The organism is Actinomadura sp. NPDC048021, assembly GCF_040653135.1.
GTDB classification, from domain to species: Bacteria; Actinomycetota; Actinomycetes; order Streptosporangiales; family Streptosporangiaceae; genus Spirillospora; species Spirillospora verrucosospora.
Map to the genome: position 1 here is coordinate 239778 of NZ_JBEZJQ010000003.1, position 16500 is coordinate 256277.

General features: G+C 74.4%; 15 protein-coding genes and 1 pseudogene. 8 read left to right on the forward strand and 8 right to left on the reverse strand.

The features are described from left to right. Positions 1 to 138 precede the first annotated feature (138 nt). The 3 genes from AB0C87_RS06990 to AB0C87_RS07000 all read left to right on the forward strand — a co-directional run bounded on the left by AB0C87_RS06990 (position 139) and on the right by AB0C87_RS07000 (position 2587). The gene (locus AB0C87_RS06990; RefSeq protein WP_345180262.1) at positions 139 to 528 is read left to right on the forward strand and encodes a YccF domain-containing protein; all 390 of its coding nucleotides are present in this window, start codon (positions 139 to 141) and stop codon (positions 526 to 528) included. A gap of 164 nt (positions 529 to 692) precedes the next feature. Next, positions 693 to 2042 carry a glycosyl hydrolase family 18 protein gene (locus AB0C87_RS06995; RefSeq protein ID WP_360576785.1) on the forward strand — a complete coding sequence of 450 codons (1350 nt, stop codon included), beginning with the start codon at positions 693 to 695 and terminating at the stop codon, positions 2040 to 2042. A gap of 119 nt (positions 2043 to 2161) precedes the next feature. Beyond that, positions 2162 to 2587: a MerR family transcriptional regulator gene (locus AB0C87_RS07000; RefSeq protein WP_345180259.1), complete on the forward strand. Its 426-nt coding sequence runs from the start codon at positions 2162 to 2164 to the stop codon at positions 2585 to 2587. Here the strand turns inward: AB0C87_RS07000 and AB0C87_RS07005 are convergent. The 3 genes and pseudogenes from AB0C87_RS07005 to AB0C87_RS07015 form a co-directional block, all read right to left on the reverse strand. Further along, entirely contained in the window at positions 2551 to 3384 is an 834-nt protein-coding gene (locus tag AB0C87_RS07005; protein WP_345180257.1) for a phosphoribosylaminoimidazolesuccinocarboxamide synthase, read from the reverse strand. The genes AB0C87_RS07000 and AB0C87_RS07005 overlap by 37 nt on opposite strands. 91 nt (positions 3385 to 3475) lie before the next feature. Further along, the gene (locus AB0C87_RS07010) at positions 3476 to 3715 is read right to left on the reverse strand and encodes a hypothetical protein (RefSeq protein WP_360576898.1); all 240 of its coding nucleotides are present in this window, start codon (positions 3713 to 3715) and stop codon (positions 3476 to 3478) included. Positions 3716 to 4091: 376 nt separating this feature from the next. Beyond that, positions 4092 to 4943: pseudogene (locus AB0C87_RS07015) on the reverse strand (ornithine decarboxylase); the annotation flags it as partial. Between the two features lie 149 nt (positions 4944 to 5092). On the opposite strand from AB0C87_RS07015, the gene AB0C87_RS07020 reads away from it, so the two are divergent. The 3 genes from AB0C87_RS07020 to AB0C87_RS07030 all read left to right on the forward strand — a co-directional run bounded on the left by AB0C87_RS07020 (position 5093) and on the right by AB0C87_RS07030 (position 6556). Next, on the forward strand, positions 5093 to 5452 hold the full coding sequence (locus AB0C87_RS07020; RefSeq protein WP_345180254.1) for a DUF3140 domain-containing protein: 360 nt from the start codon (positions 5093 to 5095) through the stop codon (positions 5450 to 5452). Positions 5453 to 5463: 11 nt separating this feature from the next. Beyond that, positions 5464 to 5655: a hypothetical protein gene (locus AB0C87_RS07025; RefSeq protein ID WP_345180253.1), complete on the forward strand. Its 192-nt coding sequence runs from the start codon at positions 5464 to 5466 to the stop codon at positions 5653 to 5655. A gap of 127 nt (positions 5656 to 5782) precedes the next feature. Beyond that, on the forward strand, positions 5783 to 6556 hold the full coding sequence (locus AB0C87_RS07030; RefSeq protein WP_345180251.1) for an MgtC/SapB family protein: 774 nt from the start codon (positions 5783 to 5785) through the stop codon (positions 6554 to 6556). A gap of 22 nt (positions 6557 to 6578) precedes the next feature. Here AB0C87_RS07030 and AB0C87_RS07035 read toward each other — a convergent pair whose 3' ends face one another. Next, positions 6579 to 6767, reverse strand: a complete 189-nt coding sequence (locus tag AB0C87_RS07035; protein ID WP_345180249.1) for a hypothetical protein — start codon at positions 6765 to 6767, stop codon at positions 6579 to 6581. Positions 6768 to 6816: 49 nt separating this feature from the next. Then, positions 6817 to 7368 carry a hemerythrin domain-containing protein gene (locus AB0C87_RS07040; protein ID WP_360576786.1) on the reverse strand — a complete coding sequence of 184 codons (552 nt, stop codon included), beginning with the start codon at positions 7366 to 7368 and terminating at the stop codon, positions 6817 to 6819. A 108-nt stretch (positions 7369 to 7476) separates the two neighbouring features. On the opposite strand from AB0C87_RS07040, the gene AB0C87_RS07045 reads away from it, so the two are divergent. Further along, on the forward strand, positions 7477 to 10188 hold the full coding sequence (locus tag AB0C87_RS07045) for an AAA family ATPase (RefSeq protein ID WP_360576787.1): 2712 nt from the start codon (positions 7477 to 7479) through the stop codon (positions 10186 to 10188). Here the strand turns inward: AB0C87_RS07045 and AB0C87_RS07050 are convergent. Continuing rightward, the gene (locus AB0C87_RS07050) at positions 10185 to 11060 is read right to left on the reverse strand and encodes an arylamine N-acetyltransferase (protein WP_360576788.1); all 876 of its coding nucleotides are present in this window, start codon (positions 11058 to 11060) and stop codon (positions 10185 to 10187) included. The two genes, AB0C87_RS07045 and AB0C87_RS07050, sit on opposite strands and share 4 nt — an antisense overlap. 28 nt (positions 11061 to 11088) lie before the next feature. Then, positions 11089 to 14151, reverse strand: coding sequence for a BTAD domain-containing putative transcriptional regulator (locus AB0C87_RS07055; protein ID WP_360576789.1), 3063 nt, complete (start codon positions 14149 to 14151; stop codon positions 11089 to 11091). Between the two features lie 91 nt (positions 14152 to 14242). Between AB0C87_RS07055 and AB0C87_RS07060 the strand changes: the two genes are divergently transcribed. Then, complete coding sequence (locus AB0C87_RS07060) at positions 14243 to 15115, forward strand: NAD(P)-binding domain-containing protein (protein WP_360361068.1); 873 nt, start codon at positions 14243 to 14245, stop codon at positions 15113 to 15115. Here AB0C87_RS07060 and AB0C87_RS07065 read toward each other — a convergent pair. Continuing rightward, on the reverse strand, positions 15090 to 16484 hold the full coding sequence (locus AB0C87_RS07065) for a HAMP domain-containing sensor histidine kinase (RefSeq protein ID WP_360576790.1): 1395 nt from the start codon (positions 16482 to 16484) through the stop codon (positions 15090 to 15092). The genes AB0C87_RS07060 and AB0C87_RS07065 overlap by 26 nt on opposite strands. Positions 16485 to 16500: the final 16 nt, after the last annotated feature.

A 16500-nucleotide genomic window follows, 5' to 3' on the forward strand; every position in this document is an offset into this window, starting at 1 on the left:
GAAGAGCCTGTCACCGTGTCAAGGTCAAGCGCGTCCACGACCGGGCGGGGTGCCCTACGGTCTTCTTCACACGGCCCGCCGGTTTGAGTCGGGGGACGGTGTGAAATAACAGCATTTGATTACTCTCGGGGGGAACTCGTGCGCACGCTGTTGAACGTCCTCTGGCTGGTCCTGGCGGGCTTCTGGATGGCGATGGGCTACGTGGTCGCCGGGTTGATCTGCTGCATCCTCATCATCACCATCCCGTTCGGCATCGCCTCGTTCCGCATCGCGGGCTTCGCCCTGTGGCCGTTCGGCCGGACGACCGTCCCCCGGCGGGACGCGGGCGCGGGCTCGCTCATCGGGAACATCATCTGGATCGTCTTCGCCGGGTGGTGGCTGGCCCTCGGGCATCTCGTCACCGGCGTCCTGCTCTGCATCACGATCATCGGGATCCCGTTCGGCATCGCCAACTTCAAGCTGATCCCGATCTCGCTCACCCCGCTGGGCCAGGAGATCGTCCCGTCGGACCGCACCGCGACCTTCTGAACGACCCCCCTTCCGAGGGCTTCACGGGCCCGGGCGGGACGGTTACCCTCTAACTGGCGTCCACGCCGGTCGTACGTGCCTTGCTCTGGGAGAGTCCCCACGGGACTTGTTCGGCTCTTGCACCGGCTCCTCTGTGTCCCGCTCAGCTGAGGAGTCGTCCCCCCGTGAAGCCCAAGCACGCGCGCTTCGAGCGCAGACCCTCCAGACGCGCGGCCGGAGCCGCGCTGGCCTCCGCCGCCGCGGCGGCCGTCCTGTCGTTCGGCACGCTGGTCGCGGTCTCCGCGCCCTCGTCGGCCCAGCCCGCGTCCGCGATCGCCTGCACGTATCCGGCCTGGGCGGAGGGCACCTCCTACAAGGTCGGCGACAAGGTCGTCTACACCGGCCGCGGCTACGAGGCGATCGTCGCCCACACCGCCTACCCGGGCGCGAACTGGAACCCCGCCTCCACCCCCACGCTGTGGCGCGAGCTGGGCACCTGCGACACGACGGGACCGCCCACGGACCCGCCCACCACGCCGCCCACGGACCCGCCGACCACCCCGCCGCCCGGCGGGAACGAGACCTGCGCGGTGAAGTCCAAGCCCGCCGGCAAGATCCTCCAGGGCTACTGGGAGAACTGGGACGGCGCGTCCAACGGCGTCCACCCGCCGTTCGGCTGGACGCCGATCGACAACCCGGTGATCAGGCAGCACGGCTACAACGTGATCAACGCGGCGTTCCCCGTCATCCGCTCGGACGGCACCGTCCTGTGGGAGGACGGCATGGACTCGACGGTCAAGGTCTCCACCCCCGCCCAGATGTGCGCGGCGAAGGCCGCGGGCGCGACGATCCTGATGTCGATCGGCGGCGCCGCCGCGGGCATCGACCTCAGCTCCAGCGCCGTCGCCGACCGGTTCGTCCAGACGGTCGTGCCGATCCTGAAGAAGTACAACTTCGACGGGATCGACATCGACATCGAGACGGGCCTGTCGGGCAGCGGGAACATCAACCAGCTGTCGGCGTCGCAGTCCAACCTGATCCGCATCATCGACGGCGTGCTCGGCCAGATGCCGTCCAACTTCGGGCTCACGATGGCACCGGAGACCGCCTACGTGACCGGCGGAAGCGTCACCTACGGCTCGATCTGGGGCGCCTACCTGCCGATCGTCAAGAAGTACGCGGACAACGGCCGGCTGTGGTGGCTGAACATGCAGTACTACAACGGCAGCATGTACGGCTGCTCGGGCGACTCCTACTCCGCCGGGACGGTCGAGGGCTTCGTGAAGCAGACCGAGTGCCTGAACAACGGCCTCACCGTCCAGGGCACCACCATCAAGGTCCCTTACGACAAGCAGGCCCCGGGCCTTCCGGCGCAGCCGGGCGCGGGCGGCGGGTACATGTCACCGGCCCTCGTCGGCCAGGCGTGGAACCACTTCAACGGCCAGCTGAAAGGCCTGATGACCTGGTCGATCAACTGGGACGGGTCGAGGAGCTGGACGTTCGGCGACAACGTCCGCGGCCTCCAGGGACGCTGACGGCGTGACCGCGGGGCGGGCCCGGCGGCGTCCGCCGGGCCCGTCCCACCGGGCCCGCCGGCCTTGACATTGACGGCGGTGTCAAGGAGTACCGTCGCCCGTGAAGGCGAGGAGGGCCGATGCGGATCGGGGAACTGGCCGCCCGCGCGGGCGTGAGCACCCGCATGCTGCGCTACTACGAGCAGCAGGGGCTGCTGCCGGCGCGGCGCGCGGCCAACGGCTACCGCGAGTACGAGGAGTCCGACCTGCGGCTCGTCGCGCAGATCCGCGCGCTGCTGGAGACGGGCTTCACGCTGGACGACACGCGCCCGTTCGTCGACTGCCTGCGCGCGGGCCACGCCGACGGCGCGGCCTGCCCGGAGTCGGTCGCCGTCTACCGGCGCGGGCTCGCCGCGATCGACGCGGAGATCCGCGCGCTCCTCCGGCGCCGCGCCGAGGTGGCGGAGCGGCTCGCCCGAGCCTGCCCCGGCTGCGCGCCGGGCCCGGCCGACGCGCGCCCGGCGCCGGGTCAGGAGGTCCAGGCGGTGCCGGTCAGGCGCTCGTAGACCTCGACGTAGCGGGCGCGGGTGGCCTCCACGACCTCGTCGGGGATGGCGGGGCCGGGCGGGGTGCGGTCCCAGTCGAGCGTGCTGCTCCAGTCGCGCACGAACTGCTTGTCGAGGGAGTGCTGCGGACGGCCGGGCACCCACTGGTCGGCGGGCCAGAAGCGGGACGAGTCGGGCGTGAGCACCTCGTCGCCGAGGACGAGGGAGCCGTCGGCGGCGCGGCCGAACTCCAGCTTGGTGTCGGCGATGATGATGCCGCGCTCGGCGGCGAGGGCCGCGCCGCGCCGGTAGATCTCCAGGGTGACGTCCTTGAGGCGGGCGGCGGTGTCGTCGCCGATCTCGCGGACCACGTCGTCGTAGGTGATGAACTCGTCGTGGCCCTCGGCGGCCTTGGTGGTCGGCGTGAAGATCGGCTCAGGCAGCCGGTCCGCCTCGACCAGGCCGTCGGGCAGGGAGACGCCCGACACCGTGCCCGACTTCTGGTACTCCTTCAGGCCGAGCCCGGCGAGGTGCCCGCGCGCGATCCACTCGACGGGGAGCATGTCGAGGCGGCGGCAGCGGATGGCGCGCCCGGCCCACTCCTCGGGGACGTCGGTGGCCGAGACGACGTGGTTCGGGATGATGTCGGCGAGCCGCTCGAACCACCAGAGGGACAGCTGCGTGAGGATCTTCCCCTTGTCCGGGACCGGGGTCGGAAGGACGACGTCGTAGACGCTCACCCGGTCCGACGCGACGAGGATCAGCTCGTCGCCGTCCGCGTAGACGTCCCTGACCTTGCCCGAGTGGACCAACTCCATGACGCTCCCCATCTAGCCGCCGTGCCGGTAGGAGTCTTCCACAGCGCCGCCCCGCCACCTGCGGCGGCTCCGCCTCGCCGGGGCCGTCCCGTCAGTCCTCGACGAACACCCGCACGCTGTCGAGGGTGCTGTCGGCCGCGTCCGGGACGACCATCCCGGCGGCGACGCCGGAACGCAGGTACTCCATGACCGGGGCGTTGATCCGCTCGCCGGGCAGCACGGCCGGGATGCCGGGCGGGTACGGGGTCAGCATCTCCGCGCTGACGCGGCCGACGGCGTCGGCGGCGGGCACCTGCTCGGCCGGGCCGAAGAACGCGTCCCGGGGCAGCACGACGAGTTCGAGCCGCAGGTCCCCGGGGGGACGGCACCTCGACCGCCGGCGCCCCGCGCAGGTCGTCGAGGTGGTCGTGGAGGTCGCGCAGCGCGCCGAGCAGCATCCCCGCCGTCTCCTTGTCGTCGGCGAAGGTGAACTGCGCGCTGATCCGCCGGTGGTCGGACAGGTGCATGTTGACGCGGTGGTGCTCCCGCAGCCAGTCGGCGGCCCGGTAGCCGGTGACGCCGAGGCCGGCGATGTCGATGACGAGGGGCAGCGGGTCGAAGTCGTGGGCGAGCCCGGGGCCGGTGAACTCCTCCCGGCCCTGGACCTCGAAGCCGTCGAGGGCCGCGATCTGCGAGCGCGCGTCGGCCGCCAGGTCCAGCGCGTCCTGCAGCAGGGCGCGCCCGTGCTCCACCATCTGCCGCCGCCACGCGTCCAGGCCCGCGTAGATCAGGACGGACGGGCTGGTCGTCCCGAGCAGGTCCTCCCGGGCCCTGAGGACGGCCGGGTCGACCAGGTCGCCCTGCTGGTGGAAGACCGACCCCTGCTCCAGCCCGGCGCCCATCTTGTGGACGCTCGTCACGCACACGTCGGCGCCGGCGTCCATGGCCCAGGTCGGCAGGTCCTCGTGGAACGGCAGGTGCGCGCCCCACGCCTCGTCCACGATGAGGGGCTTGCCGTGCTCGTGGCAGACGGCGGCGATCGCGGACAGGTCGGCGCACGTCCCTTAGGGCGTCGGGCTGGTGACGAGGGCGCCGCGCGCGTCGGGGTGCTCCCGGAACCGCGCCGCGAACGCCGAGGGCGAGGGCGGGTGGGCCAGGTGCCGGTCCGCGTCCCACTGCGGCTCGACCCAGATCGGGCGGACTCCGGAGAGGATGAGTCCTGAGACGACCGACTTGTGGGCGTCCCGCCCGACCAGGAGTTTCTCGCCCGGGCCCGCGACCGACAGCATGGCGCTCTTCACCGACAGGGAGCTGCCGCAGGTCGAGAAGAACGCCTGCTCGGCGTGGACGGCGTCGGCCATCAGCTCCTGTGCGCGCTCCAGCACCTTGTGGTTCGACTCCCGGTCGTCGAGGCCGGAGATGGCGAGGACGTCGGAGCGGAAGACCGCGTCGCCCAGCACCTCGCGGGCGCGCGGGTCGGCGCCGCGGCCCTGCTTGTGGCCGGGCGGGGTGTAGGGGAGCTGCTGCTCGCGGTGGTAGGCGGCGAGGGCGTCCAGGACGGGGGCTTCCGAGTGGTCCATGCGGGTCGTGTCCCCGTGCGTCTCCGGCTGTAACGCGGAGCGTTCCCGGTGCCCCGGGGATAGTTCCGGCCGTAGTAATACAAGTTTGGACGAATGGGGCAGCGGTCTCCGGGTACGGCGGGCGTGAACGCGTACAGGGAGTTTTGCTTATGAACAACCGCGTATCGCCCGAGGTGGAGCTGGCGTGGGAGGACTTCCACCGGCTCGTGAACATGACCTCCGACGAACTGCGCACCTGGTTGCTCACGGACGCGTCCGGCGAGGAGGCGTTCCCGGCCGACGGCCCCGGCCCCGGGGTGTCGGAGCTGGGCGCCCGCGTGGTGGACGTGCTGCGCAAGCGGAAGGTCGACCTGACCGAAAGCGACGGGGAGGTGATGCAGGAGGTCGTCGACTACGTGGAGGACCGCCTGGAGCACCGACCGCCGAACGCGGAACGGGACGAGCAGTGGCGCCACGCGCTGATGAGCGTGGGGCACGACCCGCTGCGTCCCGAACCGTCCAGCGCTTAGGAGTCGAGCACATGCCGAACCCGCAGCAGCCCGAGATCCGGCGGTCCGGGAGGACCGCGGTGACGGACGAACCGGCGCCCGAGGCCACCGACCCGAAGTCGACGAGGGCCAAGGGCCACGCGCACGGCACCGACAAGGGGGACAGGGGCGGCGGCAAGGGCGGCGGAACGCCGCCGGACCAGAAGCCGCCGCACCCCGCCTAGCAGCAGGCCGGAGGCCGCCCCGGAGAGAGTCCGGGGCGGCCTCCCGTCTGCTGCCGCCCGGCCGGCGCGCGCGCCGGCCGGGGCGGTCCGGCCGATGGACAACGGAAGAGGGAGGGGTGGTACGAGGGTGTTCGAATTGTCCCCCGGGCAGGGTTGGGTGGAGATCGGCGAGCTGCTGCTCGCCATGGTGCTGTCGGCCGCGATCGGGCTGGAACGAGGGCTGCGCAACAAGAGCGCGGGACTGCGCACGCACACCCTCGTCGGCGTCGGCGCGGCCCTGTTCATGCTGGTCAGCAAGTACGGCTTCGAGAACGTCCCCGGGAACGTCTCGCTGGACCCCTCCCGGGTGGCGGCGCAGATCGTGTCCGGCATCGGGTTCATCGGCGGCGGGCTGATCTTCGTCCGCCGGGACGCGGTGCGCGGGCTCACGACCGCCGCCGTCGTGTGGGTGACGGCGGCCGTCGGCATGGCGGCCGGCGGCGGGCTGCCGGTCCTCGCGGTGGCGGTCACCGCGATCCACTTCCTCGTCGTGTACGGGCTCAGCGGGTTGACGAAGAGGCTCCCGCTGGAGCGCTACCGCCGGGCCGGGGTCGCGCGGCTGCGGATCGTCTACGGGGACGGGCGGGGCGCGCTGCGGCAGGTCCTGATGGAGGCCACGCGGCGCGACTTCGTGATCCTGGAGGTCCACGTCGACCGCGACCACCTGCCGGACGACTCCGACCGCGGCCGCGACGAGCGCCGGGACCGGCGCGAACCCGACCGGCGGCGCCCCGGCAACGCCGTGGTGACGCTCACGCTGGAGGGGACGGGCTCGGTCCCGGAACTCGCCGCGGTCCTGAGCGAACTGCAGGACGTCGTCGGCGTCACGGTCGGGGCCGACCGCGACGACGACAGCGAGTGAGGGGCACGGCGCCCCGGGCGGATCAGGGGACCTCGGTCTGCGGGCTGTAGCCGTCGTCCTCCCCGCCCGGGGCGTCGGCCTCGGCGTTCGGCGGGTCGGTGGGGCCGGGCGTGTGCTCGCCCCCCACGTCGGCGTCGTCCTCCTGCGGCGCCCCCGCCTCGGCGCGCCGGTCGGCGAGCGGCTTGTCCTCGTCGTTCTTCCGGTGGGTCATCGCACCTCCTCAAGGGAGGGACGGCCCGGCGGGGCCGCCCCCGGGACGGTCAGCCGCGCGCCTTGCCGATGGCGTCGCGGACGCGGTCGACGACGGCCGCCACCGGCCCGACCGCGAGGTTCTTGGTCGGCGACTCCGTCCCCTGGTGGGGATGGGTCGGCGCGATCGCCTCCGCGGCCCTGACGGCCTTGGCCATGCCGCGCATCTGCTCGGGCGTGGCCTCGCGGGCGATGCGCGGGAACTCCTCTTTCTCCTCGTGCGAAGCGTGCGCCGCCAGGTCCCGGTGGAACCTGGCGAACGTCTCCTCGAAGTCGGCGGACTCCGGGTCCATCTTCTCCAGGTCCGACAGAACGCCCTTGGCCTTGTTCTCCTCCTCCAGCCGCGCGTCCACCACGCGGGAGCCGTCCCCGCGCCGGTCGAACGGGTGGACGACCTCCTCCTCGGCGGTCTCGTGCACGGCGAGAAGCCTGCGCAGCCGGTCGAACGCGTCCTTGCGCACCTTGCCGTGGTTCTTCTCCACGGTCGTGGCGAGGTGGCGGATCTCCTCGTGCTGCGCGAGCAGCAGATCGACGACGTTCTCCTTGGTGGCCTGGTCGGCCATGACAACCTCCTGTCGGTGTTCGGCGCCGGGGGCGTACGACTCGTGGCGATACCCGAGGTGAGGGCTTCAACCATCCGGGCGCCGCGGCGGGCTGAGTAGGGTGAGCGCATGCTGTACGGGCGGGACCGGGAACTGGCCGCGATCGACGGGCTCCTCGACCGGGCCCGCGCCGGGCGCAGCGGCGCCCTCGTCCTGCGCGGCGAGGCCGGGATCGGCAAGTCCGCCCTCCTCGACCACGCCGCCGGCGCCGCCGACGGCATGCGCGTCCTGCGCGGGACGGGCGTCGAGACCGAGAGCACCATGCCGTACGCGGGCCTGCACCTGCTGCTCGGCCGCCACCTCGACCGGATCGGCGGCCTCCCGGACGCGCAGGCCGAGGCCCTGCGCGCGGCCCTCAACATGGGCGGCCCGGAGGCCGAGAGCGACCGGTTCCTCGTGGGTCTCGCGGTGCTGACCCTGCTGTCCGACCTGGCGGAGGAGCGGCCGCTGCTCTGCCTGGTCGACGACGCGCACTGGATGGACGGCTCGTCCGCCGAGGCGCTGCTGTTCGCCGCCCGCCGCCTCGACGCCGAGCCCATCGCGGTCGTCTTCGCGGCCCGCGACGCCGTCGCGCCGGAGTGCGCCGCGCCGGAGTTCGTCGCGCAGGGGCTGCCCGAGCTGCGCCTGCGCGGCCTCGACGAGGACGCGGCAGCCGGGCTGCTGGCCGAGCGCGCCCCCGACCTGCCCGGCCACGTCCGGCGGGAGATCCTCGCGGGGGCGATGGGCAACCCCCTCGCGCTGCTCGAACTGCCGGGCCGGGGCGGCCACGGGTCGGCCTACGAGCGGATCCTGCGGTCGTTCGCCGAGCGGATCGCCGCGCTGCCCGAGCCGGCGCGCGGGCTCGTCCTGCTCGTGGGGGTGGACGATCTCGGCGACGCCGGGGTGGTGGTGAAGGCGGCGGGCCGGTTCGGCGCCCCCGCCTCCATCGGCGACCTGGAGCCCGCCGAGCGCGCGGGCCTGCTGCGCACCACGCCCGACGGGCGGCTGGAGGTGCGGCACCCGTTGATCCGCACCGCCGCCGTGCGGGAGGCGACGCTCGGACAGCGCCTCGCCGCCCACCGGGCGCTGGCGGAGGCCTACCTGGAGCGCGGCGACGTGTGCCACCACGCCTGGCATCTGGCCCGCTCGGTGACGGAACCGGACGAGCGCGTCGCGGCCGTCCTGGAGAGGACCGCCGAGACCGAGCGGAACGCGGGCGGCAACGCGGCCGTCGCCGCCATGTACGAGGCCGCCGCCGGTCTCACCCCGGACCCGGCCGAGCGCGGCCGGCGGCTGGCGGCGGCGGCGCGGGCGTCGGCCGACGCGGGGCTGCCCGAGCGCGCCGTCGAGCTGGCGGCGCGGGCGGAGCCCGACCTGCCGGACCCGCTGGCGCGGGCGGAGCTGACGCTGATCCGGGCGTCCCTCGCCGACGAGCAGGACCGGGCGGCGGACGCCCACCGCCTGTTCGCCGAGACGGCGGCGACGGTCGCGCGGGTCGATCCCCGCACGTCCGGCTACCTGTACTTCCAGGCCGCGGTGGCGGCCGCCAACGCGGGCGACTTCGCCGCGATGGACGGCATCGCCGCCGAGGGCGCGCGCCTCGGCGTCCCGAACGCGCCGCACCTGCGGGCCCTGAGCCGGGTGTTCGCCGGGCAGAACCCGCTCGCGGACGCGGATCCGGCCGACGGCGTGGCGGCGCTGCGCGAGCTGATGGACGCGATGAGCGCCTGCTACGCGCCGCGCGAGCGGATCCGCGCGGGCATGTGGCATCTCATGGTCGGTGACGTGCGGGGCGCGGCCGAGGTCGCGGCGGAGCTGGAGCGGCGCTTCCGCGACCGGGGCGCGATCGGGCTGCTCGCGCCCGTGCTGATGCTCCGGACCCGGACCGACCTGCTGCTCGGCAGGTACCGCGACGCGCTGACCGGCGCGACCGAGGGCGTGCGGATCGCCGCCGACACGGGCCAGCACCGCATCCGCGTCTACCTCGACACCGGCCTGGGGCAGCTCGCCGCGATCCAGGGGGACGAGGAACGCTGCCTGGAGCTGACAGAAGAGGCGCTGTCACGCGGACTCCCGCCGAGCAACGTGCACGCCGCCGCCGCGCGCAGCCTGCTCGACCTCGGGCTCGGCCGGTACGACGCGGCTCTGGAACGTCTTGCCGACGTCGTCGCCGGGCCCTCCCGGCAGGGCGCCATCGCCGCCCTGCCCGACCTTGTCGAGGCGGCCGTCCGCGCCGGTGCCCCTGAGCGCGCGCGGGACGCCGCCGACTGGTACGGCGATTGGGCCGCGCAGACCCAGCAGCCCTGGGTGCAGGCCATCGCGGCACGCTGCGCGGCCCTCCTGACCCCGGACGACCCAGACCCGCTGTACTCCAAGGCCCTCGCCCTGCACCGCGAGGGCGGCACCCCCTTCGAGCAGGCGCGCACCGAGCTGCTGTACGGAGAGTGGCTCCGCAGGTCACGCCGCCGGAACGACGCCCGGGCGCGGCTGCACGCGGCGCTGGAGGCGTTCGCGCGGCTCGGCGCGGCGCCGTGGGCCGACCGCGCCCGGGCCGAACTGCGCGCCGCCGGGGAGAGCCTCACGGGCGGTCGGGACGACCAGGCCTCCCCGGACGACCACGCCGCCCGGCTCACCCCGCAGGAACTCCAGGTCGCCCGCCTGGCGGCGACGGGCCTCAGCAACCGGGAGATCGGCGCGCAGCTGTTCCTGAGCCCCAGGACCGTCGGCTACCACCTCTACAAGGCCTATCCCAAGCTCGGCGTCACCACGAGAGCGGCCCTGGCCCGCCTCGACCTGGGCTAGCTCCTGGCACGGACGAAAGCGACGAGGCGATCCGCGTCCTCCTTCTCCAGGACGATCCCGAAGTCCTCGGCCAGCGTCGCCGGCAGCTCCTCGGGGGCGAGCGCGCGGGCCTCGACGCTCCCGCCCGGACGGGTGGTGGTCAGCTTCGTGCCGTCCAGCACGCGGAGGGAGTCGGACGAGAACCTCTGCACGAAGGGACGGGTCGTGAACGGGGAACGCGGGCTCGTCGAGACGTAGTGGCTGCCCACCTCGAAGTCGATGCGGAACACCTCGTTCAGCACGAACGTGTGGCGCCGGACCCAGCCGTCCGGGCCGCGCTGGTGCAGCTCCCATTCCGCCGTCTCCGGCGTCCAGGCGGTGACGGTGCGGCCTCGGCGGAGCCGGAAGCCCCAGCCGTCCTGGACGGCCTCCTCGCCGTCCACGAGCCGCAGCGGCTCCAGCGGACCGGCGCCGAACCCCACGTCGCACAGCCACGCCGGCTCGTCCCGCGACGCGTCCGGCGGGCGGACGTGCAGGAGCGCGTGCGTGGCCGGAAGGACCTTCGCCGCCCCCATCGTGACCCGCCCCGCCACCGCCGCGACCTCGTACCCGAGCCTCTCCAGCACCGCCGCGAACAGCCGGTTGTGCTCGAAGCAGTAGCCGCCGCGCGGACTCTCGACGAGCTTCGCCTGGACGGCGTCCAGCGACAGGTCGACCGGCCGCCCGAGCATGATCTCCAGGTTCTCGAACGGGATGGACGTGACGTGCGCGCGGTGCAGGGCCCGCAGCGTCGCGGCCGTGGGGGCCAGGCCGCCGTCGTGGCCGACCCGCTTCAGGTAGCCGGGCAGGTCGAGCAGCTCGCCCTGCCATCCGTAGCCGAGATCCTCGCTCATGTCTCCCTTTCCCCCGGGCCCGAACCGATCAGCCCGCCGGTGCCGATCGTCCCGGTGACGCCGGACCACCGGTCTTGGCGACAACACCGGAGGCGTCCCGGATCCTCCCGGCGATCCGGTCGACGTCGCGCCGCTCGCCGGGCGGCAGCGCGGCTCCCGCCGCCGCGCGGAGCCCGCCCGCCTCGGCGAGCAGCCCGGCCGCGGCCGCGTGGTCGCCCGCCAGGGACCGGGCACCGGCCAGCCCCTCCAGCGCGAGCGCGATCGCGCGCGGGTCGCCGACGGCGCGGGCGGCGGCGAGCCCCTCGGTGTGCAGGGCCAGCGCCCGGTCGGCGTCGCCGCGCTCCTCGGCGACGAAGCCGAGCTGGGCGTGCGCGAACGCCAGGCCCGCCGTCCCGCCGATGCCGCGCAGCCAGTCGAGCCGGGCGCGCAGGTGCCTCTCGGCGGCGTCGAGGTCGCCGCGGGCCCGCGCGACGAGCCCGAGCCCGACCTCGGCGAACTCCTCGGCCGACCGCGCCATGTGCCGCCGCGCCAGGTCCAGGGCGCGCTCGTGCAGGTCGCGGGCCTCGTCGAGGGCGCCGGTGAGGAGCGCGACGCGGCCGAGGCCGGCCAGCCGGAACGAGGCCTCCGGCCACATCCGCGACTCCTCGGCCAGCCGGAGCCCGTCGCGGAGCAGCCGGGCGGCCTCGGCGTAGTCACCGGTGATCTCGGCGCGCCGGACGAGCGCGTCGGACGCCTCCAGCCGCCCCCACGGGTCGCCGATCTCGGCGAACAGCGCGGCGCTCCGCACGGCGTCCCTCTCCATGGAGCCCAGATCGCCATGCCCGACGGCCAGCTTGGCCCGTGTCGCGAGCGCGGCGGCCGTGAACCAGCGGTCGTCCCGCTCCCGGAACACCGCCAGAGCGCGGTCGACGCGTCGCTCGTTCTCGGTCAGATCTCCGTACGCCCAATGGACGTGGCTCAGAAGCCACTCGGCCCTGGCCTTGGCGAACGGGTCGTCGTGTTCGGCCAGCGCGGCCTGTCGAAGCTCTTCCGAATCGGCGCCTTCGCCGACCAGCATGGTGAAGGCGGTCAGCCACGTCGCGGCCTCGGTTCTGGCCGGTGACGCCTGCCCGTCGGCGGACAGGGCCCCGGCGAACGCGCGGCGGGCCTCCCCGAAGCGGCCCCGCAGGTACCAGTACCAGGCGAGCGCGTTCACGAGCCGGAATCCCGTCCCGTCGCCCAGCGCGGCGCGCAGGTTCGCGGCCTCCTCGTCGAGCAGCTTCAGCCAGCGCCCCTGCTCGGGCCCGCGCAGCCGCTGCGCGGCCTGTTCGGCCAGGCCGGTGTAGTGGAGGACGTGGCGGCGGCGGAGCTCGTCCTCCTCGCCCGCCTCCCGCAGGCGTTCCAGCGCGTAGGCGGCGACCGACTCCAGCAGCCGGTACCGGCCCTCCTCCGTCCGGACGACGAGGGAGCGGTCGACCAGCCGGGCGAGCACGTCGACGCCGGTGTCGCCGACCGCCTCCGCCGCGTCCAGCGTGCAGCCGCCCGCGTGGACGGCGAGGCGCCGCAGCGCGACCCGCTCGGGCCCGGTGAGCAGCTCCCAGCTCCAGTCGATCACCGCGCGGAGCGTCCGCTGCCGGGTCGGGCCGCCGCGCCGGCCGCCCGCCAGCACGCGGAAGCGGTCGTCCAGCCGCGCCGCCAGCTCCCGCGCTCCGAGCGCGCGGACGCGGGTCGCCGCCAGCTCCAGCGCGAGCGGCACCCCGTCCAGGCGCCGGCAGATCGCCGCGACCCACGGTGCCGTGCCGTCGTCGAGAGCGAAGCCGGGGGAGGCCGCGGCGGCCCGCGCGACGAACAGCCGGACCGCGCTCGACTCCCGCAGCGCGTCCGGCGCGGTCTCGTGACCGGGCAGGTCGAGCGGCGGGACGGCCTCCAGCCGTTCACCGGCGATCCCCAGGGGCTCCCGCGACGTCGCGAGGACGCGCAGCCCCGGCGCGTCGGCGAGCAGCCGCCCGGCCAGCTCGGCGACGGGTTCGAGCACGTGCTCGCAGTTGTCGAGGACGAGCAGCGCCCGCCGCCCCCGCAGCGCCTCCGCGAGCGGGGCCCCGCCGGACTCCTCGCGCAGCCCCAGCGTGCGGGCGACCTGCCCGGCCACGTCGTCGGGCCCGGTCAGCTCGACCATCCACACCCCGTCGGGGTGGTCGGCGATCGACCGGGAGGCGATCTCCACGGCCAGCCGGGTCTTGCCGACGCCGCCCGGCCCGGTGAGCGTCACCAGCCGGTGCCCGGCCAGCAGGGCCCGGCCCCGCTCGACCGCGTCCTCGCGGCCGATCAGCTCGTCGAGCGCGGCGGGCAGCCGGGGAGCCGCCCGCGGCGGCGGGGCGGGGCCCTCCGCGAGCATCGACCGGTGCAGCTCCGCGAGCTCGGGGCCCGGGTCGGCGCCGAGCTCCTCGGCGAGCCGCTCGCGCAGCGCGTGGTAGCCCGCGAACGCCTCGTCCTGCCGCCCGGCCAGGTGGAGGGCGCGCAGGTGGAGGGCGTGGAGCGGCTCGCGGAGCGGATGGCTGGCCGCCGGCGCGGCCAGCTCGGCCGCCACCGCCGCGTGCTCGCCGAGGTCCAGCCGGGCGCGCGCGTGCCGCTCCAGCGCGACGAGCCGCCCCTCCTCCAGCTCGATGATCGCGGCGCGGGCGAACTCGGCGTCGGCGAAGTCGGCGAAGGCGGGGCCCCGCCACAGCGCGAGCGCGTCGCCGAGCAGCCGCCTGCGGGCGAGGGGGTCGGCGGCCTCGCGGCCGAGCGCCGCCGCGAACCGCGCGGCGTCGACCGCCTCCGGGGCGGCGTCGAGGGCGTAACCGGGCGGGCGGGCGGCGACGAGGCTCCGGCCGCCCGGCTCGCCCACCTCCAGCGCCTTCCGGAGCTGCGAGACCCGGGCCTGGAGCGTTCCGAGCGGGTTGCGGGGCGGCCGGTCGCCCCACAGCGCGTCGATCAGCCGGTCGACGGACACGGGCTCTCCCGGCCGGGTGAGCAGGACGGCGAGCAGCGTCCGGACCTTCGCCTCGGGCACGCGCACGGGCGCCCCGCCGTCCGTCCACACCGCGAGCGGCCCCAGCACCCCGAAACGCACGACGTCAGGGTAGTCGCCGCTACGGACAGACCCGCAGCACGTCCGTAGCGCCCCAGGCGAGGGTGGAGGAAACACACACCCAGGAGGACACGTGAAGTCTCCAGTGACCGTCATCGGTCTCGGACCCATGGGCGCGACGATGGCCAAGACGTTCCTTGCGAAGGGCCGCCCGACCACGGTCTGGAACCGGACGGCGTCCAAGGCGGCCCCTTTGGTGAAGGACGGCGCGACCCTCGCCCCCACCGCCGCCGACGCCCTCGCGGACGCCGAGCTGGTCGTCGTGAGCCAGACCGACTACAAGGCGATGTACGACTCGCTCGACGGCGCGGACCTCCAGGGACGCGTCATCGTCAACCTCAGCTCCGGCAGCCCCGGCGAACTGCGCCGTGCGAGCGAATGGGCGTCCGAGCGGGGCGGCGTCCTGGTCACCGGCGGCATCATGGTGCCTCCGCCGGGCATCGGCCAGCCAGGGGCGTACGTCTTCTACAGCGGTCCGGAGCAGGTACTGGACCGCCACCGCGAGGCCCTGGGCGAGCTGGGGGACGTCACCTTCGTCGGTGAGGACCCGGGCTTGTCGATGCTCTACTACCAGTCGCAGCTCTACCTCTTCTGGTCCACCCTGACCGCCTACATGCACGCCGTGGCCTTGCTGGGCTCCGCGGGAGCCTCCGCCCGGGAGTTCCGCCCGTTCGCCACGTCCCTGCTGCTCGACCTGGCCGGCGACGGGCCGATGGGCTTCGTGAAGCACGTCACGGGAGAGATCGAGGCCGGCGTCTACCCGGGCGAGGACAACACCCTGCGGATGCAGGCCGTCGGCGCCGACCACGTCGTGGAGGCCGCCCGCGAAGCCGGGATCGACGTCGCGGGCCCGACCGCCCTGCGGAACCTGTTCTGGCGTGCCGTCGACGCCGGTCACGGCGAGGACGGGCTGTCCAGCGTCATCGAGGCGGTTCGCCGCCCGTGACCAGCGGGAGGCGCAGGACGAACCGGGCGCCCCTGCGGGAGTCGGCGATGCGCAGGGAACCGCCGTAGATCTCGGCGATCTCGCGGGCGATGGGCAGCCCGAGACCGGTGCCCTGGGGGTCCCGGGCGCGCGACTCGCTGAGGCGGGCGAAGCGCTCGAAGACGCGTTCGCGGGCCTCCTCGGGAATCCCGGAGCCGTCGTCGAGGACCTCCACGACCGCGTCGCCGCCCTCGCGCGCCACGGTCACCTCGATGCGCGACTCGGCGTGCCGCTCGGCGTTGCCCAGCAGGTTGCCGAGCACCCGGCTCAGCCGCACCGGGTTGGCGCGCACGACCACGCCGGGCTCCAGCCGCGTCCTGATCGGCACGTCGCCGGCCCGCAGGCCGACCTCCCGGCGGACGAGGCCGGCGAGGTCGACCGGCTCCACGGGCTTCGGGGTGCGGGCGTCGAGCCGGGACAGCTCCAGCAGGTCGGCGACGATGTCGTTCAGGCGCCGCGTGTCGCGGAGCGCGGCGCGGACCGCCGGCTTCCAGTCGGCGTCGTCCGGCTCGCCGAGGGCGACCTCCAGCCGCGTCTGGAGGCCCGCGATCGGGTTGCGCAGGTCGTGGGAGGCGTCGGAGACGAAGCGGCGCTCCCGGTTCACCGCCTCCTCCAGCCGGTCCAGGGTGGCGTTGACCGTCTCGGCGAGGCTCTGGATCCCCCCGGCGGCCCGCGGGACGGGCACCCGGTGGTCCAGGCCCCGGGCGTCCAGGTCGGCCATCTCGGAGCGGATGATGTCGACCGGGACGAACGCCTGCCCGATCGTGTGCCACGTCCACCACGCGATCAGGCTGAGCAGGGCGACCAGCAGGCCGAAGAGGGCGACGGGCAGCAGCCACACGTTCAGCAGGCCGGGCAGCGGCGCCGCGGCGATGACCATGACGTCCGGGCCCCACGGGGACGTGCGGATGCGGAGGCCGAACGCCCACACGCACCCCCTGGGGAAACGGGGGCAGACCCGCTGGTCGATCAGCAGTTCGCCCCTCGCCAGGTCGGCGGTCGCGAGCGCGCGACGTCCGCGGATCGCGTCGCTGGCGGCCACGACCCTTCCCCCCGGGGTGACCACCTGCACCAACTGCGCCTCGTTCGGGCGGACGTCGATGACGCCGGGGTTCCGGCCCCTGGAGAGGTCGAACGCGATCCGTTCGGCGGTCCGCTCCGTCTGGCGGCCGACCCTGTTCTCCGCCCAGTCCCGCGCCAGCAGCAGCATCAGGACCAGCGCCAGCACCAGGATCAGCGCGGACACCGCGACGGTGATGAGCGTCGCGCGTCCCCGCACCGAGAAGAGCAGCGGCGTGCCCCAGAGTCGGGCTTGACGCCGCTTCCCCATCGTCACAGTGGATTCC